This is a genomic window from Streptomyces sp. NPDC111507, assembly GCF_055638955.1.
Genome location: NZ_JBVKBU010000001.1, coordinates 1,031,339 through 1,046,651, shown reverse-complemented (window position 1 = coordinate 1,046,651; position 15,313 = coordinate 1,031,339). Strand labels below are relative to the sequence as shown.

Annotated in this window: 12 protein-coding genes; 8 read left to right on the top strand and 4 right to left on the bottom strand. The window is 71.8% G+C overall.

Going from position 1 to position 15,313, the window contains the following annotated elements:
- Positions 1-918, bottom strand: a 918-nt coding sequence (locus tag ACZ7M2_RS04700) for a HAMP domain-containing protein (protein WP_471594522.1), incomplete at its 3' end; no start/stop codon positions are given.
- A 205-nt stretch (positions 919-1,123) separates the two neighbouring features.
- On the opposite strand from ACZ7M2_RS04700, the gene ACZ7M2_RS04695 reads away from it, so the two are divergent.
- Positions 1,124-3,382 carry a SpoIIE family protein phosphatase gene (locus ACZ7M2_RS04695; RefSeq protein ID WP_471594112.1) on the top strand — a complete coding sequence of 753 codons (2,259 nt, stop codon included), beginning with the start codon at positions 1,124-1,126 and terminating at the stop codon, positions 3,380-3,382.
- Positions 3,383-3,508: 126 nt separating this feature from the next.
- Here the strand turns inward: ACZ7M2_RS04695 and hemW are convergent, their stop codons facing one another.
- The 3 genes from hemW to ACZ7M2_RS04680 form a co-directional block, all read right to left on the bottom strand.
- Complete coding sequence (gene hemW, locus ACZ7M2_RS04690) at positions 3,509-4,741, bottom strand: radical SAM family heme chaperone HemW (RefSeq protein ID WP_471594111.1); 1,233 nt, start codon at positions 4,739-4,741, stop codon at positions 3,509-3,511.
- 127 nt (positions 4,742-4,868) lie between these two features.
- Positions 4,869-5,672, bottom strand: coding sequence for a DUF3097 domain-containing protein (locus tag ACZ7M2_RS04685; RefSeq protein ID WP_471594110.1), 804 nt, complete (start codon positions 5,670-5,672; stop codon positions 4,869-4,871).
- Between the two features lie 31 nt (positions 5,673-5,703).
- Positions 5,704-6,534 (bottom strand): MBL fold metallo-hydrolase, encoded by an 831-nt coding sequence (locus ACZ7M2_RS04680; RefSeq protein ID WP_471594109.1) that lies wholly within the window; start codon positions 6,532-6,534, stop codon positions 5,704-5,706.
- Between the two features lie 226 nt (positions 6,535-6,760).
- Here ACZ7M2_RS04680 and hrcA point away from each other — a divergent pair, with 226 nt between their 5' ends.
- The 7 genes from hrcA (at position 6,761) to ACZ7M2_RS04645 (ending at position 15,270) form a co-directional block, all read left to right on the top strand.
- A complete protein-coding gene (gene hrcA / locus ACZ7M2_RS04675) occupies positions 6,761-7,783 on the top strand; it encodes a heat-inducible transcriptional repressor HrcA (RefSeq protein ID WP_067369957.1) in 1,023 nt (340 codons plus the stop codon).
- Positions 7,784-8,920 (top strand): molecular chaperone DnaJ, encoded by a 1,137-nt coding sequence (dnaJ, locus tag ACZ7M2_RS04670; protein ID WP_101405225.1) that lies wholly within the window; start codon positions 7,784-7,786, stop codon positions 8,918-8,920.
- Between the two features lie 111 nt (positions 8,921-9,031).
- Positions 9,032-10,120: a nitronate monooxygenase gene (locus tag ACZ7M2_RS04665; RefSeq protein ID WP_471594108.1), complete on the top strand. Its 1,089-nt coding sequence runs from the start codon at positions 9,032-9,034 to the stop codon at positions 10,118-10,120.
- Positions 10,117-10,866, top strand: a complete 750-nt coding sequence (locus ACZ7M2_RS04660) for a 16S rRNA (uracil(1498)-N(3))-methyltransferase (RefSeq protein ID WP_471594107.1) — start codon at positions 10,117-10,119, stop codon at positions 10,864-10,866. The genes ACZ7M2_RS04665 and ACZ7M2_RS04660 overlap by 4 nt, the downstream gene beginning before the upstream one ends.
- 24 nt (positions 10,867-10,890) lie before the next feature.
- Positions 10,891-11,283: a VOC family protein gene (locus ACZ7M2_RS04655; RefSeq protein WP_403688231.1), complete on the top strand. Its 393-nt coding sequence runs from the start codon at positions 10,891-10,893 to the stop codon at positions 11,281-11,283.
- A 111-nt stretch (positions 11,284-11,394) separates the two neighbouring features.
- On the top strand, positions 11,395-11,976 hold the full coding sequence (locus ACZ7M2_RS04650) for a hypothetical protein (protein ID WP_471594106.1): 582 nt from the start codon (positions 11,395-11,397) through the stop codon (positions 11,974-11,976).
- 45 nt (positions 11,977-12,021) lie between these two features.
- A complete protein-coding gene (locus ACZ7M2_RS04645) occupies positions 12,022-15,270 on the top strand; it encodes a S41 family peptidase (RefSeq protein WP_471594105.1) in 3,249 nt (1,082 codons plus the stop codon).
- Positions 15,271-15,313: the final 43 nt, after the last annotated feature.

Below are 15,313 nucleotides of genomic sequence, written 5' to 3'. Positions count from 1 at the left end.
CGACTTGAGTTCGAGGATCTCGCCCTTCGCGTCCACCGTGATCTTCTGGCTGAGGTCGCCATTGGCCACGGCCGTGGTGACCTGGGCGATGTTGCGGACCTGGGAGGTCAGGTTCGAGGCCATGAAGTTGACGTTGTCGGTGAGGTCCTTCCAGACCCCCGAGACGCCCCTGACCTGGGCGCGGCCACCCAGTTGCCCTTCGGTGCCGACCTCGCGGGCCACCCGCGTGACCTCGTCGGCGAAGGCGGACAGCTGGTCGACCATCGTGTTCACGGTGAGCTTCAGTTCGAGCAGCTCACCGGTCGCCTCGACCGTCACCGTACGGGTCAGGTCGCCGCGTGCCACCGCCGTGGTCACCAGGGCGATGTCACGGACCTGGGCCGTCAGCCGGGACGCCATCGTGTTGACCGCCTCGGTCACATCGCGCCAACTGCCCGACAGACCCTGCACCTTGGCGCGCCCGCCGAGACGGCCTTCGGTGCCGACCTCGCGCGCGACCCGGGTCACCTCGCCCGTGAAGAGGGAGAGCTGATCGACCATCTTGTTGACGGCGCGCCCCAACCTCCGCAGATCTCCCCTGAGCTGACGGTTGCCGTCGTGCAGGTCGACCCGCTGGGTGAGGTCGCCGCCGGCCACCGCGTCCAGGACGCGCGTCGCGTTCGCGGCGGGCGCCACCAGGGCGTCGAGCAACTGGTTCACGTCATTGACGCGGGTCGTCCAACCGCCCTGGCCCGGGCTCGCCGACAGCCGCTCGTCGAGCCGTCCGTGCCGGACCAGCTCCCGTCGTACCCGCTGCACTTCCGTGTTGAAGTGGGTGCTGCGGTCGATGATCTGGTTGAACGCCGCGCTCAGGTCGGCCACCAGGCCGTGCCCCGTCTCCGGCACCTTGGTGAAGTCACCGTCCCGTGCGGCGGTCATCGCGGCGAGCAGCGGACGCAGATCGGACGCCGGGATCCGGCCGTCGTCGATTGCCCGAATCTGTCCGTCTTCGAGCACACGCGTAGCACTGTTCTCACTCATGGCGGCCCACTTCGGTAACTCGGTGCTTATGGGCGTGGTCAGTCTGTCACTCTGTCCGTGTCGCCTGAGGCGTATTCGTCCGAACTGCTCAGGGAGCCGCACAGTGGGGGCCATTCCGACGCAACGGGAGTCGCAACCGGACTCCATGGCGCTCGCCCCTGGTACGCCCGCGCACTACCGCGTGGGTCAGGAAGCCATGGCGCGCGCCGCGCTGCCGGGCACTCCGCTCGCGCCCGGCGCCGCCCGGCGCATGGTGCGCGAGACGCTCGCCGACTGGGGGGAGCTGGCCCTGCCCGGCGCCGAGATCGTCCGCGAGCGCCTCGCCGAGGATGCCGTCCTGGTCGTCAGTGAACTCGTCACCAACGCCGTCGTGCACGCGGGCACCGACGTCGAGCTGCTGTGCCGGCTGGAGATCACCGACGGCGGTGCGGTGGGCGCGGTGGTCGTCGAGGTCTCCGACCATCATCCCTCGCGGGCGGTACGCGAGGAGTCGGCCGAACGGGCTTACGGCACACCGGAATACGGGCGGGGGCTGCGGCTGGTCGCCTCCCTGTCGGAGGCGTGGGGGATCACGTATCGGACCGGGGTCAAGACCGTGTGGGCGCGGTTGCCTGTGGACGGGGGGCTGAGCGTCGAGGAGGGCCTGGGTGTTCAGGGCGGGCTGGGTGTCGAGGGCGAGTTGGGTGTTGAAGGCGGACGGGGTGTGGAAGGCGGGCTGAGCGTTGAAGATGGGTTGGGCGTTGAAGATGGGCTGAGTGTTGGTGGTGGGTTGGGCGTTGAGCGTGGGCTGAGTGTGGGTGGTGGGTTCGGTGCCGATGGGGGGATGGGTGCCGGGCCGGGGATGTCGGACGCCATGGGACTGTCCGCCGGTTCGGGGTCGGCCGACGGAATCGGACTGCCGGGCGGAATCGGACTGCCGGGCGGGACGGGACCGGCTGGAGAGACGGGACTGGCCGGAGAGACCGGGCCGGTCGGCGGGACGTTCGCTGCCGGGCAGCGGCAAAGGCCGCGACAGGACGGCGACTGGCTCAACCGCGGCGCTCTCTCCTTCCTCGCCGAGGCTTCCGACCTGCTCGCCGGGCAGCTCGACGAGGACCTCGTCGCCGCGCTCGCCGGGCAGCTCCTCGTGCCGCGGCTCGCCGACTGGTGTGCCGTATGGCTGGAGGACGAGGCCACCGACCGGGCGGGTGGGCTCGGGCTGGCTCTGGGACCCCGGCTCGCCCGCGTCTGGCACGGCAGCGAGAACCGGATCGAGGAGCTGCGGCGGGCCCTGGAGAAGGATCCGCCACGGTTGCCGGACTCGGTGCGGTCCCGGGCGGTGCCGGTGCCCTGGCCGGGGGAGGCGTTAGGACCGGGGGAGGGGCATGGGCAAGGTGGCGCGGGCGGGGTGAGCGGTGCGGCGCTCGCGTACCGGCTGATCGCCGGCGGCCGGCCGCTCGGCACCCTCGTCATCGGCCGGGCCGGACTGACCGCATTCCCCGACGAGATCACCGGGCTCGTCGAGGACCTCAGCCGGCGGATCGCCCTCGCCATCGGCGCGGCCCGCCAGTACGCGCGCCAGGCCACCATCAGCCGGGTCCTCCAGCGCGGCCTGCTGCCCGGCGCGGTCGCCGAGATCCCCGGAGTGCGCAGCGCCCTCGTGTACGAGCCGCTCGACAAGGGCGGACCCAGCGGCGACTTCTACGACCTGTTCCCCGCGGGCGACGGACGCTGGTGCTTCGTCCTCGGGGACGTCCAGGGCAAGGGGCCCGAGGCCGCCGTCGTGATCGGCCTCGCCCGGCCCTGGGTGCGACTGCTGGCCCGCGAGGGTTACCACGTCGCGGACGTCCTCGACCGCCTCAACCAGCTCCTCCTCGACGACGCGACGGAGGCGGCGGACGCGGCGGCCCGTGCGCTGGTGGCGGCGGGCGGGCCGGGTCTCGGCCCCGACGAGGGTCCGCAGACCCGTTTCCTCTCCATGCTGTACGGCGAGCTGGTGCCCTTCGAGGGCGGCGTACGCTGCACCCTCGCCTCCGCCGGGCACCCGCTGCCGCTGATCCTCGGCCCGGACGGCGACGTACGGGAAGTGGCCGAGCCGCAGACCCTCCTCGGGGTCTTCGAGGACGCGACCTACGTCTCCGAGACCTTCGACCTGTACCCCGGTGACACCGTCCTGTGCGTCACCGACGGGGTGACGGAGCGCCGCAGCGGGCCCCGCCAGTTCGATGACGACGAAGGGCTCGCGGAGGCCCTCGCGGGCTGTACGGGGCTGAGCGCCGAGCTCGTCGCGGAACGGATCCGGCGGCTCGTGCACGAGTTCGGCAGCAAGCCGCCGGAGGACGACCTGGCGTTGCTGGTGCTGCAGGCGGAGTGGACGGAGTGAGGCGGAGTCGGGGGAGCGGGGAAAATAGAGGGCGCCCGGGAAAATAGGGGGCGCGGGGGACTGCGCGAGAAGCCCCCACCAACCCGCGGCCGAAGAACACAGCCGGGGAGTGGGGGCGCAGCCCCCTCAGTCCACCAGGTCTCGTACGACCGCGTCCGCCAGCAACCGCCCCCGCAACGTAAGAACCGCCCGCCCCTCGTCAAACGGTCCGGATTCGAGCAACCCCTCCGACCGTGCGCGCCGCGCCGCGGCAAGCCCCTCCGCCCGCAGCAGCGACAACGGACACCCCTCCCGAAGCCGCAGCTCAAGCAGGATCCGCTCCACCCGCCGGTCCTCCTCCGAGAGCAGCTCACGCCCCGCCCCCGGAGACCGCCCCGCGGCCAACGCCCCCGCATACGCCCCGGGATGCTTCACGTTCCACCACCGCACCCCGCCCACATGACTGTGGGCCCCGGGCCCGGCCCCCCACCAGTCGGCACCCCGCCAGTACAGCTCGTTGTGAAGGCACCGCCCGGCGGCGGAAGTGGCCCAGTTGGACACCTCGTACCAGTCGAACCCCGCCCCGGAGAGCACCTCGTCGGCGATCAGATACCGGTCGGCATGCACATCGTCGTCCGTCATCGGCACCTCGCCCCGCCGAATACGACGGGCGAGCTGCGTCCCCTCCTCGACGATCAGCGCGTACGCCGAGACATGGTCGGGACCGGCACCGAGCGCGGCGTCGAGCGAGGCCCGCCAGTCGTCGTCGGACTCACCTGGCGTGCCGTAGATCAGGTCGAGGTTCACATGCTCGAACCCGACCGCTCGCGCCTCCGCGACACACGCCTCGGGCCGGCCGGGGGTGTGCGTACGGTCGAGCACCTTGAGGACGTGCTGCCGGGCACTCTGCATGCCGAAGGAGATCCGGTTGAACCCTCCGGTCCTGAGCGTCTGCAGATACCGCGGATCAACCGACTCAGGGTTCGCCTCGGTCGTGATCTCCGCGTCGTCCGCGAGCCCGAACTCGTCCCGGATCGCCCCCAGCATCCGTACGAGGTCGTCGGCGGCCAGCAGCGTGGGCGTACCGCCGCCGACGAACACCGTACGGACGGGTCGCGGGTCGTCGCCGAGGACCTTGCGGGCGAGCCGGACCTCGTCGATCAGCGTGTCCGCGTAGTTGTCGCGGGAGGCGAGCACGCCTCCGGTGCCCCGCAGCTCGGTCGCCGTGTAGGTGTTGAAGTCGCAGTAGCCGCAGCGGGTCGCGCAGTACGGCACGTGGAGGTAGAAACCGAGGGGTCGCTCGGCGGCTCCGGCCAGGGCGTGCGCGGGCAGCGCCCCGTCGTCGGGGACGGGCTCACCGTCGGGAAGTGCGGAAGGCATGCCTTCCATTGTCCCGTACCCGGCCGCGTACCCCTTTCCAGCCACTCACCCGCAGTTTCTTCCTCCCCGCCGGCGGAGGTCCCCGGGGTGGGACGGGTAAGGGCGGCGGAGGCGAGGGAACGTGTTGTCAGTGCGGGGCTGTGACGAAGTCGATGAGTTCTTCCACTCGGCCCAGGAGTTCCGGCTGCAGGTCCTTGTAGGAGTGGACGCGGGACAGGATGTGCTGCCAGGCGGCGCCGGTGTTGTCGGGCCAGCCGAGGGCGCGGCAGACGCCGGTTTTCCAGTCCTGGCCGTGGGGGACCCGGGGCCAGGACCGGATGCCCACGGAGGACGGCTTCACGGCTTCCCAGATGTCGATGTAGGGGTGGCCGAGGACCAGGGCGTGATCGCTCGTGACCGACGCCGCGATACGGGACTCCTTGCTGCCGGGCACCAGGTGGTCGACGAGGACGCCGAGGCGGGCGTCCGGGTCGGGCGAGAAGTCCGCCACGATCGCGGGCAGGTCGTCGACGCCCTCCAGGTACTCGACGACGACGCCCTCGATGCGCAGATCGTCGCCCCAGACCCGTTCGACCAGCTCGGCGTCGTGGCGGCCCTCGACGTAGATCCGGCCGGCGCGGGCGACCCGGGCCCGCGCGCCGGGGACGGCCACCGAACCGGAGGCCGTGCGGGTGGGACGGGTGGTGGTGGAGGAGGGGCGGGTGAGAGTGACCACCTGGCCCTCGAGGAGGAAGCCGCGCGGTTCCAGGGGGAACACGCGGTGCTTGCCGAAGCGGTCCTCCAGCGTCACCGTGCCCGCCTCGCAGCGGATCACCGCACCGCAGAAACCGGTACCCGGCTCCTCGACCACCAGGCCCGGCTCCGCCGGAACCTCCGGCACGGGCTTGGGCTTCTTCCACGGCGGAGTCAGGTCCGGAGAGTACTGGCGCATTCGGATGACGATAGGAGAAGCCCGGCGGCGCTCAACGCGACACGCCGGAATCCGACACGCCGGAATCCGACACGCCGGAATCCGACACGCCGGAATCCGACACGTCGAAACCCGGCGTGGCGAGACCCGGCACGCCGAAACCCGGCACGCCGAAACGCGCGGCCAGCGCGTCCCGCTGGGACCGTACGAATCCGGCGTCCACGACCGCTCCGTGACCTGGCACGTACAGCGCGTCCTCGCCGCCGAGGTCGAGCAACCTGTCGAGGGCCCCGGGCCAGCTCGACGGTACGGCGTCGGGGCCCGCCTGGGGCTCGCCGGACTCCTCGACCAGGTCGCCGCAGAACACCACCGTCGGGTCACCCGGCACCACGACCACGAGGTCGTGGGCGGTGTGGCCCGCGCCCGTCCGCACCAGCAGGACCTCGACGCCGCCGGTCAGCTCGAGATGCCAGGTGCCCCACACATAGTGCCGGGGACGCACCAGGGTGTCCGCCGCGTCCTCCGCCGCCCGCGCGTCCAGCCCGCCCCGTACCGCGTCCGCGTACAGCTCCTCGCGCCCGTGCTCGTACACCTCGGCCGAGCCGCCCGCGGCGAGGACCTCCGCGCCCGCGAACGCCGCCGCGCCCAGGACATGGTCGAAGTGGGGGTGGGTGAGCGCGAGGAAGGTCACACGGCGGCCGGCGAGCGCCTGCGCCTCCCCGCGCAACCGTGCGCCCTCCGCGAGGCTCGACCCCGGGTCGATGATCAGCGCCCCGCCCTCGCCCACGACCAGTCCGACCGTGCAGTCCCAGACCGGAAGCCGCCGCCGCCCCACCCGGGGTGTCAGCTGCTCCCACCCCGCCTCTTCCCAAGTCACCTTCATACGCCGACGCTAGCGGTGAGGGCGGGGACGGTACGACATCGCGGGCAGGGACGGTGTGACATCACGGGACACGTCGGTGTACGTCGGTGCACCTTGCACGAGATCGCGGGGCCGCCCTTGCCGGGGCCGTACCCACCGGCCGTACACTGGGCCGGGGAATGCTGGCACTCGCACGCGCTGAGTGCCAGGCGAGGCGTCGAGGGGCCGAGAACTGGAGGTGTGCGCGATGCTCAGTGAACGCAGGCTCGAAGTGCTGCGCGCCATCGTCCAGGACTATGTCGGCACCGACGAGCCGGTCGCGGTCGGTTCCAAGGCGCTGACCGAGCGGCACCGGCTGGGAGTGTCCCCGGCCACCGTCCGCAACGACATGGCGGCCCTGGAGGACGAGGGGTACATCGCCCAGCCGCACACCAGCGCCGGGCGGATCCCCACCGACAAGGGCTACCGGCTCTTCGTCGACAAGCTCGCCGGCGTCAAGCCGATGACCGCGCCCGAGCGGCGGGCCATTCAGAACTTCCTGGACGGCGCGGTCGACCTGGACGACGTCGTCGGGCGGACGGTGCGGCTGCTCGCGCAGCTGACCCGGCAGGTCGCCGTCGTGCAGTACCCGTCGCTGACGAGATCGACCGTGCGGCACGTGGAGCTGCTGTCCCTCGCCCCTGCCCGTGTGATGCTCGTGCTGATCACGGACACCGGGCGGGTCGAGCAGCGCATGATCGACTGTCCGGCCCCGTTCGGAGAAACGTCTCTGGCGGATCTGCGGGCCCGGCTCAACAGCAGGGTCGCGGGCCGTCGCTTCGCGGACGTCCCGCAGCTCGTGCAGGACCTCCCGGACGCGTTCGAGGCGGAGGACCGAGGTACGGTCGCGACGGTGCTCTCCACTCTTCTGGAGACGCTCGTCGAGGAGACCGAGGAGCGGCTGATGATCGGCGGGACCGCCAATCTGACACGCTTCGGACATGACTTCCCTCTCACCATCCGGCCGGTGCTCGAAGCACTGGAGGAGCAGGTCGTGCTTCTCAAGTTGCTTGGTGAGGCCGGGGATTCGAGCATGACCGTGCGAATCGGTCACGAGAACGCGTATGAGGGACTCAACTCCACGTCCGTGGTCTCGGTCGGCTACGGTTCGGGCGACGAGGCAGTAGCCAAACTCGGCGTGGTCGGACCCACGCGCATGGATTACCCGGGAACGATGGGAGCGGTACGAGCGGTGGCACGGTACGTCGGACAGATCCTGGCGGAGTCTTAAGTGGCCACGGACTACTACGCCGTACTCGGCGTGCGCCGCGACGCGTCCCAGGACGAGATCAAGAAGGCCTTCCGGCGGCTCGCACGCGAGCTGCACCCGGACGTCAATCCCGATCCGAAGACGCAGGAGCGGTTCAAGGAGATCAACGCCGCGTACGAGGTGTTGTCGGACCCGCAGAAGAAGCAGGTCTACGACCTCGGCGGCGACCCGCTGTCCCAGTCGGGCGGCGGCGGTGCGGGCGGCTTCGGCGCCGGCGGGTTCGGGAACTTCTCGGACATCATGGACGCCTTCTTCGGTACGGCGTCGCAGCGCGGTCCGCGCTCGCGTACGCGGCGTGGCCAGGACGCCATGATCCGGCTCGAGATCGAGCTGGACGAGGCGGCCTTCGGCACGACGAAGGACATCCAGGTCGACACGGCCGTCGTCTGCGCCACCTGCAACGGTGAGGGCGCGGCGCCGGGTACCTCGGCCCAGACCTGTGACATGTGTCGCGGGCGGGGTGAGGTGTCCCAGGTCACGCGGTCCTTCCTCGGGCAGGTCATGACCTCCCGGCCGTGTCCGCAGTGCCAGGGCTTCGGGACCGTCGTCCCGACTCCCTGCCCCGAGTGCGCCGGTGACGGGCGGGTCCGGTCGCGTCGCACGCTGACCGTCAAGATCCCCGCCGGTGTCGACAACGGCACGCGGATCCAGCTCGCGGGCGAGGGCGAGGTCGGGCCCGGTGGCGGTCCCGCCGGTGACCTCTACGTCGAGATCCACGAGCTGCCGCACTCCACGTTCCAGCGGCGCGGGGACGATCTGCACTGCACGGTGACCATTCCGATGACCGCGGCCTCGCTCGGCACCAAGGTGCCGCTGGAGACCCTCGACGGTCTCGAGGAGGTCGACATCCGTCCGGGCACGCAGTCCGGGCAGTCGATTCCGCTGCACGGGCGGGGTGTCACGCATCTGCGGGGCGGTGGCCGCGGTGACCTCATCGTGCACGTCGAGGTGACCACGCCCACGAAGCTCGATCCCGAGCAGGAGCGGTTGCTGCGGGAGCTGGCGCAGCTGCGGGGGGAGGAGCGGCCCACGGGGCAGTTCCAGCCCGGGCAGCAGGGGCTGTTCTCGCGCCTGAAGGACGCGTTCAACGGTCGCTGACGGGTGTTCCTGGGGGCTCCGCCCCCAGGCGCTCGAGCGTCCTTCCCGGTGGCCTATGCCAGGCGGAAGGCCCGATTCGGACTTGTTCGGAGGACGTGACAACATGCCGTCATGTCCACCGCACTGACCGATCTCTTCCCTCACCCGATCGTGCAGGCCCCCATGGCGGGCGGCGTCTCCGTCCCGCATCTCGCGGCCGCCGTGTCCGAGGCCGGCGGGCTCGGGTTCCTTGCCGCCGGGTACAAGACCGCCGACGGCATGTACCAGGAGATCAAGCAGTTGCGTGGGCTCACGGGCTGCCCCTTCGGGGTCAATCTGTTCATGCCGCAGCCCGAGTACGCCGACCCCGCCGCGGTCGAGGTCTACGCCCACCAGCTCGCGGGCGAGTCCTCCTGGTACGAGACCGAACTCGGTGATCCGGACAGCGGCCGCGACGACGGCTACGACGCCAAGCTCGCCGTCCTCCTCGACAACCCGGTGCCGGTGGTCTCGTTCCACTTCGGCATCCCGAGCACCGACGTCCTGGACTCCCTGCGCCGCGCCGGCACCCTCACCGTGATCACCGCGACCACCGCCGAGGAGGCCCTGGCCGTCCAGCGGGCCGGCGCCGACGCGGTCATCGTGCAGGGCGTGGAGGCGGGCGGCCACCAGGGCACCCACCGCGACAACCCGGAGACGGACGGCACGGGTATCGGGCTGCTGTCGCTGATCGCGCAGGTGCGCGAGACCGTGGACATCCCGGTCATCGCCGCCGGCGGCATCATGCGCGGCAGCCAGATCGCCGCGGTGCTCGCCGCGGGTGCGAACGCGGCGCAGCTCGGCACCGCGTTCCTCGCCACCCCGGAGTCCGGCGCCAACGCCGTGCACAAGCAGGCGCTGACCAACCCGCTGTTCGTACGGACGGAGCTGACGCGCGCGTTCTCCGGGCGGCCGGCGCGCGGCCTGGTGAACCGCTTCCTGCGCGAGCACGGCCCGTACGCGCCCGCCGCGTACCCCGAGGTCCACCACCTCACCTCCCCGCTGCGCAAGGCGGCCGCCAAGGCGGGCGACGCGCAGGGCATGGCGCTGTGGGCGGGGCAGGGGCATCGCATGGCGCGGGAGCTGCCCGCGGGGCAGCTGGTGGAGGTGCTGAGCGCGGAGCTCGAGGCGGCCAGGACAGCGTTGTCGGCCGCCGGGGAAGCGGGGGGTGAGGTCCGATGACGGCACCGGTGTTCGTGGTCGAGCACTTCGAGGCGGGCAGCGGCGGACGGTACGTGCTCGACGGTCCGGAGGGGCGCCACGCCGTCTCCGTGAAGCGACTGCGGACCGGCGAGGACGTCGTCCTCACCGACGGGGCCGGGCGTTGGTCGAACTGCGTGGTGCTGGGCACCGAGGGCAAGGACCGGCTGATCGTCCAGATGGACTCCTACAGCGAGGAGCCCGCGGAGGAGCCCCGCATCACCGTTGTCCAGGCGCTCCCCAAGGGCGACCGGGGCGAGGTGGCCGTGGAGACGATGACCGAGACCGGCGTCGACGCGATCGTCCCCTGGGCCGCGTCCCGCTGCATCACGCAGTGGAAGGGCGACCGGGGTCTGAAGGCGCTCGCCAAGTGGCGGGCCACGGCCCGGGAGGCCGGCAAGCAGTCGCGCCGGGTGCGCTTCCCGGAGGTCGCGGACGCGGCGACGACCAAACAGGTTGCCGCACTTCTGGCCAGTGCCGACTTCGCGGCGGTGCTGCACGAGGACACGGAGGTCGGCACCGATCCGTTCGTGACCGCCGAACTCCCCACCTCGGGCGAGATCGTGCTGGTGGTCGGCCCGGAGGGCGGGATCTCCCCCGAGGAGATCGAGTTGTTCACCGGGGCGGGCGCGAAGACGTGCCACCTGGGGCGTACCGTGCTGCGTACATCGACCGCCGGGACGGTGGCGACCGCGCTGCTGATGGCGCGCACCGGCCGCTGGTCCTGACCTCGCGCACGCACGGGGGACGCTTTGGAACTCGCCCAAGTACGGCTGCTCGTCTCGGACTTCCCGGTCTGCTACCACTTCTACGCCGAGGTCCTCGGCCTCAAGCCCCAGTCGGGCGCGACCGAGGGACCGTACGAGAAGTTCAGTCCCACCGCCGGTTCGGCGGGCATCGCGCTCCAGGACCGCGCGATGATGGCCCGGATACTCGGTGAACTGGGCGACTCGGCGAGCGGCCACCGCTCGCTGGTGGTCCTGCGCGTCGACGACCTCGACTCCTACTGCGAGGCCATCACCTCGCGCGGCGCGGTCCTCGTGCACGGCCCGGACTTCATGACGGACCGGATGCGGGTCGCCCACCTCAAGGACCCCGAGGGCAATCTGGTGGAACTTCAGGAGTGGCTCCTCCTGCGGACCTGACAGAGTTTCACGCATATGCGTTCGACGGAGGCGCACGCGGGTGTGTAGTGGCCGTATGGGGTCTACCGCGACGCCCGGGACAGTGGCACTCTGCCGTCTATGGGGGCATTGATGCGTATTCGACGACAGGCGAGGCGACTGGTGACGGGCCGTCGGGGACCGATGGTCGCCGGGCTCGCCGTGGTGAGCGCCTTCGGGGTGGCCGCGTGCGAACCGGTCGGCGGGCTGAGCGCCTCCGCGGTGGCGTACACGACCGACCGGGCCGGGACCGCGGAGCTGCAGCGGCAGCACGTCGACGTGCAGTACCTGAGCTGCACCGGGTCCTACGGCGGCGGGAACAAGGCCTACACCCCGGGGCACACACCGTCGGCCTCGAGTTCCACGCCCTCCGTGGTGGAGGTGGACTGCCGGGGGCGGACCAAGGATCGGCGGGATATCACCATCACCGGGAAGGTCACGCGCGAGGTCGAGGGCAAGTGCGTCCGCGGGGATCTGACGGCCAAGGTCGGCGGCAAGCAGTGGTTCCATGTGAACGTACTGGGGAACTGCAACGCCCCGAGCACGCCCTCGTACACGCCTCCCACCTACGGCGCGCCCACCTATCACCGTCCGGGCCCCACCACCACCGTCACGGTGACGAAGACCATGTGGTGCAAGGGCGATCCCACGTGCTGGCCCTCCCAGGGCAAGTGATCCAAACCCCTGTCGGGCCGAGCTGTCCCTGCATAGGGTGATCGGGTGACTCAGTCTGCATCGTCCGCGTCGTCGGTATCGCCCGCGTATCTCCGGTTTCCGCATCTGCACGGCGAGCTGGTCGCCTTCACCGCCGAGGACGACGTCTGGGTCGCCCCCCTCGACGGCGGCGGTCGCGCCTGGCGGGTCAGCGCCGACAACATGCCGGTGAACCATCCCCGCATCTCCCCGGACGGTACGACCGTCGCCTGGACGTCGACCCGCGACGGAGCGCCCGAGGTGCACGCCGCGCCTCTGGAGGGCGGACCGTCCACGCGGCTGACGTACTGGGGGAGTTCGAGGACCCAGGTGCGCGGCTGGACCCCGGACGGGCAGGTGCTCGCGCTCAGCACCCAGGGCCAGGCCAGCCTGCGCCGCAGCTGGGCCCGGGCCGTCCCGCTCGACGGGGGCCCCGCGACCACCCTCCCGTACGGTCCGGTCGGCGATGTGGTGTACGGCGATCAGGGTGTGCTGCTGCTGTCCGCTCCCATGGGGCGCGAGGCCGCCTGGTGGAAGCGGTACCGGGGTGGCACGGCGGGCAAGTTGTGGATCGACAGGGCCGGCGGCGACGGGGAAGCGGCCGGCGAGTTCGTACGGCTGCACGAGGACCTGGACGGGAACCTCGAATACCCCCTGTGGGTGGGGGAGCGTGTCGCCTTCCTGTCCGACCACGAGGGTGTCGGAGCGCTCTACTCCTCCCTCGCCGACGGATCCGACCTGCGCCGCCACACGCCGGGTGGGGGAGGTTTCTACGCCCGGCACGCGGCGACCGACGGCGCCCGGGTCGTGTACGCGTCCGCCGGTGAACTGTGGCTCCTCGACGACCTGGACGGCGCCGAACCGCGCCGGCTCGACGTGCGGCTCGGCGGACAGCGCGTCGACCAGCAACCGCACCTCGTGAGCGCCTCCCGCTGGTTCTCGGCCGCCGCCCCCGACCACACCGGACGCGGCAGCGCGGTCTCCGTGCGCGGCGCCGTCCACTGGGTCACGCACCGCTCCGGACCGGCCCGCGCGCTCGCCGCCCGGCCCGGTGTGCGCGCCCGGCTGCCCCGCGCCTTCCGGGTGGAGGGCGAGGAGTACGTGGTGTGGGTGACGGACGCGGCGGGCGACGACGCGCTGGAGTTCGCCCCGGCGACCGGTCTCGCGCCCGGAGCGACCCCGCGCCGGCTCGCCGCCGGACAACTGGGGCGGGTCCTCGGGCTCGCCATGGCACCCGACGGCAGCCGCGCCGCCATCGCCTCGCACGACGGACGGGTGCTGCTCGTCGAGCGGGAGACCGGAGACGTACGGGAGGTCGACCGGAGCGAGGACGGCGAGGTCTCCGGGCTGGTCTTCTCGCCGGACTCCGCCTGGCTCGCCTGGTCGCACCCCGGCCCGCGCCCGCTGCGCCAGCTCAAGCTGGCCAACACCGCCGACCTGTCGGTGACCGAGGCGACGCCGCTGCGCTTCCGCGACTACGCACCCGCGTTCACCCTCGACGGCAAGCACCTCGCCTTCCTCTCGGCCCGCTCCTTCGACCCCGTCTACGACGAACACGTCTTCGACCTCGCGTTCGTCGGGGGCTCCCGGCCGCATCTGATCACCCTGGCCGCGACCACCCCGTCCCCCTTCGGACCGCAGCGCCACGGCCGCCCCTTCGAGGCACCCGACAAGGACGAGACCCCCGACAGCGAGGGCGCCCCCACCACCCGTATCGACCTCGACGGACTCGCCGACCGGATCGTCCCGTTCCCCGTCGAGGCGGCCCGCTACTCGATCCTGCGCGCCGCCAAGGACGGGCTGCTGTGGCTGCGCCACCCGGTCGTCGGAGTCCTCGGTGCCTCCCGCGCCACCCCGGACGACCCGGACCCGAAGACCGAACTGGAGCGGTACGACCTCGCCCAGCAGCGCGTCGAGCATCTCGCCGCGGACGCCGACCACTTCGCCGTCAGCGGTGACGGCAAACGTGTCCTGCTGTGGACCGACGGCAAGCTCAAGGTCGTCCCCAGCGACCGCCGCGCCTCGAACGACGACGAGAGCGACACGAACATCACCGTCGACCTCTCCCGAGTCCGCCAGACCGTCGACCCGGCCGCAGAGTGGCGGCAGATGTACGACGAGACCGGCCGCCTCATGCGCGACAACTTCTGGCGGCCCGACCTGGGCGGGGTCGACTGGGAGGGCGTACTGGACCGCTACCGGCCGGTGCTCGAACGGGTCGCCACCCACGACGACCTCGTCGACCTGCTGTGGGAGGTGCAGGGCGAGCTCGGCACCTCGCACGCGTACGTGACCCCGCGCGGCGGCTGGGGCGGCGGCGACCGGGCGCAGGGACTGCTCGGGGCGGACATCTCCCGTCACGAGGACGGCAGTTGGCGCATCGACCGGATCCTCCCCTCGGAGACGTCCGACCCGGACGCGCGGGCGCCGCTCGCCGCGCCCGGCGTCGCGGTGCGCGCGGGGGACGCGATCGTCGCGGTCGCCGGGCAGCCGGTGGACCCGGTGGCCGGACCCGGGCCGCTGCTCGTCGGCACCGCGGGCAAGCCGGTCGAGCTGACCGTCTCCCCGTCGGGCGGCGGCGATCCGCGGCACGCCGTCGTCGTCCCGCTCGCCGACGAGGAGCCGCTGCGCTACCACGCCTGGGTCGCCGACCGGCGCGCCTACGTCCACGAGAAGTCCGGCGGACGGCTCGGCTATCTCCATGTGCCCGACATGCAGGCGCCCGGCTGGGCCCAGATCCACCGCGACCTGCGGATCGAGGTGGCCAGGGAGGGGCTGGTCGTGGACGTCCGGGAGAACCGCGGCGGCCACACCTCCCAGTTGGTCGTGGAGAAGCTCGCGCGGCGGATCGTGGGCTGGGACCTGCCGCGCGGGATGCGGCCGTACAGCTATCCGGAGGACGCGCCGCGCGGACCGGTCGTCGCCGTCGCCAACGAGTTCTCCGGCTCGGACGGCGACATCGTCAACGCGGCGATCAAGGCGCTGGGCATCGGGCCGGTCGTCGGGACACGGACGTGGGGCGGGGTCGTCGGCATCGACAGCCGGTACCGGCTCGTCGACGGCACCCTCGTCACCCAGCCCAAGTACGCGTTCTGGCTGGACGGTTACGGGTGGGGCGTGGAGAACCACGGTGTCGACCCGGACGTCGAGGTCGTCCAGGCGCCGCAGGACTACGCGGCCGGGCGCGACGCGCAGCTCGACGAGGCGATCCGGATCGCGCTGGCCGCGCTCGCGGAGAACCCCGCCAAGGCGGCACCGACGCTGCCGGAGCTCTGATCCGGGCACACGCCCGCGCCCACTGAGGCCGATACGATGCACG

Coding starts and splice junctions, on each gene's coding strand:
- hemW (WP_471594111.1), bottom strand. CDS start 4,741: ATGCCTTCCGCACTTCCCGACGGTGAGCCCGTCCCCGACGACGGGGCG.
- ACZ7M2_RS04665 (WP_471594108.1), top strand. CDS start 9,032: ATGTCCACCGCACTGACCGATCTCTTCCCTCACCCGATCGTGCAGGCC.
- ACZ7M2_RS04680 (WP_471594109.1), bottom strand. CDS start 6,534: ATGAAGGTGACTTGGGAAGAGGCGGGGTGGGAGCAGCTGACACCCCGG.
- ACZ7M2_RS04660 (WP_471594107.1), top strand. CDS start 10,117: ATGACGGCACCGGTGTTCGTGGTCGAGCACTTCGAGGCGGGCAGCGGC.
- hrcA (WP_067369957.1), top strand. CDS start 6,761: ATGCTCAGTGAACGCAGGCTCGAAGTGCTGCGCGCCATCGTCCAGGAC.
- ACZ7M2_RS04650 (WP_471594106.1), top strand. CDS start 11,395: ATGCGTATTCGACGACAGGCGAGGCGACTGGTGACGGGCCGTCGGGGA.
- ACZ7M2_RS04685 (WP_471594110.1), bottom strand. CDS start 5,672: ATGCGCCAGTACTCTCCGGACCTGACTCCGCCGTGGAAGAAGCCCAAG.